At 62.1% G+C, this 3,445-nt stretch carries 2 protein-coding genes and 1 pseudogene; 2 read left to right on the top strand and 1 reads right to left on the bottom strand.

Translation table 11 applies throughout. The annotated features are described in order from the left end of the window. Positions 1–216: pseudogene (locus tag EOA33_RS39895) on the top strand (IclR family transcriptional regulator); the annotation flags it as partial. A gap of 329 nt (positions 217–545) precedes the next feature. Beyond that, on the top strand, positions 546–3,023 hold the full coding sequence (locus tag EOA33_RS28700; RefSeq protein WP_127407178.1) for an EAL domain-containing protein: 2,478 nt from the start codon (positions 546–548) through the stop codon (positions 3,021–3,023). A gap of 7 nt (positions 3,024–3,030) precedes the next feature. On the opposite strand, the gene EOA33_RS28695 is transcribed toward EOA33_RS28700, so the two are convergent. Then, positions 3,031–3,445, bottom strand: a 415-nt coding sequence (locus tag EOA33_RS28695) for a GNAT family N-acetyltransferase (protein WP_145989329.1), incomplete at its 5' end; no start/stop codon positions are given.

Genomic DNA, 3,445 nt, shown 5'->3' with positions numbered 1-3,445 from the left:
CCCGAGACGGCTGGCGTCTCGGCGCCTGTTTTTGGACCCGGCCGGACTCTTCTCGGCGCACTCACCCTTGCCGGCCCAAGAACGCGCGTGGACGCAGCCTTTCTGCGCCGCATGACCGCGCCCTTGCTCGAGGCGGCGGCTCGCGCCACCCGCGCCTTCGGCGAAGACGCCTCGATGCTCGAACGAGCAAGTTTGAAAGCCGTTCATCGCCGATAAGGCACTGGAAACTCTTTGAACTTTGTTTCCATGACTTGGTCCCGATTTGTCAGGCTTTCGAGCGCCGGCAAATTGGAAGCAGTCGAACTGAAATAGTATTTGCCTAAAATCCTATCCTATACCCTTGCGAAAGCAACATGTGGAAGAAGACAGGCTGTCTCGAGTAAAAATACTCGGCAAGTTTATTGGCTGTTAAGGCCGACATGCTACTCGGGCTGTTGTCGCATGACGAGCAGCGACATGAGGGAGAGAGGTTTCGCCTGGCCTGCAATTGCCTCGGTCAGGCCCAGCGGGTTCACGGGGGCCATGGCAATTTCCATGGAAGCTTGATGAGGCTGTCACCGGCGCTTTCCAGCCCACGTCTTGTCGGCTTGGTCTGGCCATTCATCCTCGTGGTCCTTGTCCAGGCTCTGGTCGCCGGCGGCAGCCTCTATACGCTTTCGGCGGTTCGCGCCTATGTCGGCGGCGAAAGCCATTGGTCGAAAGGACAGAAAGAGGCCATCTATTTCCTCAGCCTCTATGCCGATACCGGCAAGACGGATTTCTTCAACGAGTATCGCACCGCAATTGCCGTTCCGCTGGCCGATCATGCGGCGCGGCTGGCACTTGAGCAGGCCGAGCCCGACACCGAGGCGGCGCGCGCCGGTTTCGTGCAGGGTGGAAATCACGCCGACGACGTCGCGGGAATGATCTGGTTGTTCCGAAATTTTCGCTGGTTCAGCTACCTCGACGTCGCCATTCAGCGCTGGGCGGCTGCAGACGACATGATCCTGGCGCTCGACGAGTTGGGCGAGACAATCCACCGGAAGGTCGCGGAAGGACGGGTATCGTCGGACCAGGTCGGCGCCTGGAAGGCAGAGATCCATCGGCTCAACGATGAGATCGGCCCTCTGTCCAAGGCGTTCTCTGACAGCCTGGGAGAGGGTTCGCGTTTCATCAACATTGCATTGACGCTGGCCAATCTCGCCACAGCCGCTCTGCTCATCCTGCTAGCAGTGTGGCGCACGCGCAAACTCCTGGCGCAACGCCAGGCTTTCCAGAACGCGCTCAATGCCGAGCGCGAACGGGCCCAGATCACGCTTGCTTCGATCGGCCAGGCCGTCATCAGCACAAATTCCGATGGGCGGCTGGATTACATGAACGCTGTCGCCGAACGCCTGCTGGCGCACACGTTCGAGCTGGCGAGAGGCAAACCGATCGCATCACTGTTCAAGCTCGTCGACAAGGACAGCGGCGTCGAGGAGACGCAATGGATCGAGCGCTTGCTGGCCGGCGAGCCGAGGCGTTCCAATGCCCGCCCGCGACTGCTGCAGCGCGCCGACGGTTCGGTCGTTCCCATTTCCCTGACTGGCGCACCGCTTTTGGTGTCCGGCGAAGTCGTCGGCGCCGTGCTCGCCTTCCACGACATGACGCGCGAACAGGACTACATCAAGCGCCTTTCATGGCAAGCATCGCACGACGAACTGACGGGGCTTGCAAATCGCCGCGACTTCGAGAGCCGCCTGCAGAAGGCCATCCAGGATTTGCACCATCGACCCGGGCAGCATGCCCTGATGTATCTGGATCTCGACCAGTTCAAGCTGGTCAACGACACATGCGGCCACGCCGCCGGCGACCAGCTGCTGCGTCAGGTCTCCATTTTGCTTGGCAATGATCTCCGGCCGGGCGACATTCTGGCGCGACTGGGCGGCGACGAATTCGGCGTCCTCCTCCTCGATTGCAGCCTGGATCTCGCCGCCGACATTGCCGAACGGATGCGCGCGACCGTTCAAGACCTGCATTTCTCATGGACCGGAAGACCGTTCGCCATCAGCGTCAGCATCGGCATGGTCCAGATTGTGGATGCCAAAGTCACGCTTGAAGAAACCCTGCAGGCCGCCGATGTCGCCTGCTACATGGCCAAGGAAAAGGGCCGCAATCGGGTTCAGCTGCATAGCGACAGCGACACGGCCCTGCGGGAACGGTTCACGGAAATGGCCTGGGTGCAGCGTCTGCACGCCGCGCTGGAGGAAAACCGCTTCAGGCTCTATTGCCAGGAGATATGGCCGCTCAGCGCCGCCGCGGCGGAAGGCGGGGCGCATCTCGAAATCCTGCTGCGGCTGACGGACGAGGATGGTTCCATTGTCTCGCCGGCCAGCTTCATTCCGGCAGCCGAGCGCTACGGGCTGATGCCGTCGATCGACCGCTGGGTCGTGCGCGGCACCTTCGCCGTTCTGGCCGCGCGCCTTGCCGATCCAGCGGCCGCTCCGATCGCCACCTGCGCCATCAATCTGTCCGGGGCGAGCTTCGGCGACGAGACGTTTCTCGACTTCCTGCGCGAGCAGTTCGAGATCAGCGGCATCCCGCCGAAGCTCATCTGCCTCGAGATCACCGAGACCAGCGCCATCGCCGACCTCGCCAACGCCATGCGCTTCATTGCCCAGTTGCGCGAGCTGGGCTGCCGTTTCGCTCTCGACGATTTCGGCTCCGGCATGTCGTCCTTCGCCTATCTGAAGCACTTGCCCGTCGACTATCTGAAAATCGATGGCAGCTTCGTCAAGGACATGCTGGAGGATCGCATCGACCGTGCCATGGTCGAGATGATCCATCATATCGGCAAGGTGATGGGCAAGCGCACCATTGCCGAGTTCGTTGAAAGCGAGAGCATCGTCACGGCCTTGAAATCGATCGGCGTCGACTATGCCCAGGGCTATGCGATCGCCAGGCCGCAACCGTTCGATGCACGCACGAAATTGCTAGACCCCGGCGCCGCGCCGCACGCTGATACGCAGAACGCCGTGGCGCGAAAGCTGCTCAAGGCTGGATGACGGGGCTCTACCGCCGCTCCAGCAGGATCGTCGGATTGTCGCGATAGGTGGTGCGCAGGATTTCCCTGTAGCCGCACTTGGCCGCAACATTGAGCGACGCTGTGTTTTCCGGATCGACGATGCAGACGGTTCTGGCCGGTGAGAACGTCACGTCTCCCCAGGCGAGAGCGCGCTGGACCACTTCGCTCGCCAGTCCCCGGCCATGCGCTTCCGAGGCCAGCGCCCAGCCGGCCTCCGGCACGCCATCGATCGATGGCTCGATATCGCGCTTCAAATCGTGGAAGCCAGCCTCGCCGATGAAGCGGCCGCTCGCCTTCTCCTCGATCGCCCAGAACCCATAGCCAATCAGCGACCACAGCCCGGCATGGCGCAGGAAGCGCATCCAGCTCTCCTCGCGCGTGCGCGGCTTGCCGCCGATGAAG

Source organism: Mesorhizobium sp. M4A.F.Ca.ET.050.02.1.1, assembly GCF_003997725.1.
Lineage (GTDB): Bacteria > Pseudomonadota > Alphaproteobacteria > Rhizobiales > Rhizobiaceae > Mesorhizobium.
This window is presented reverse-complemented; position numbering and strand designations above follow the sequence as displayed.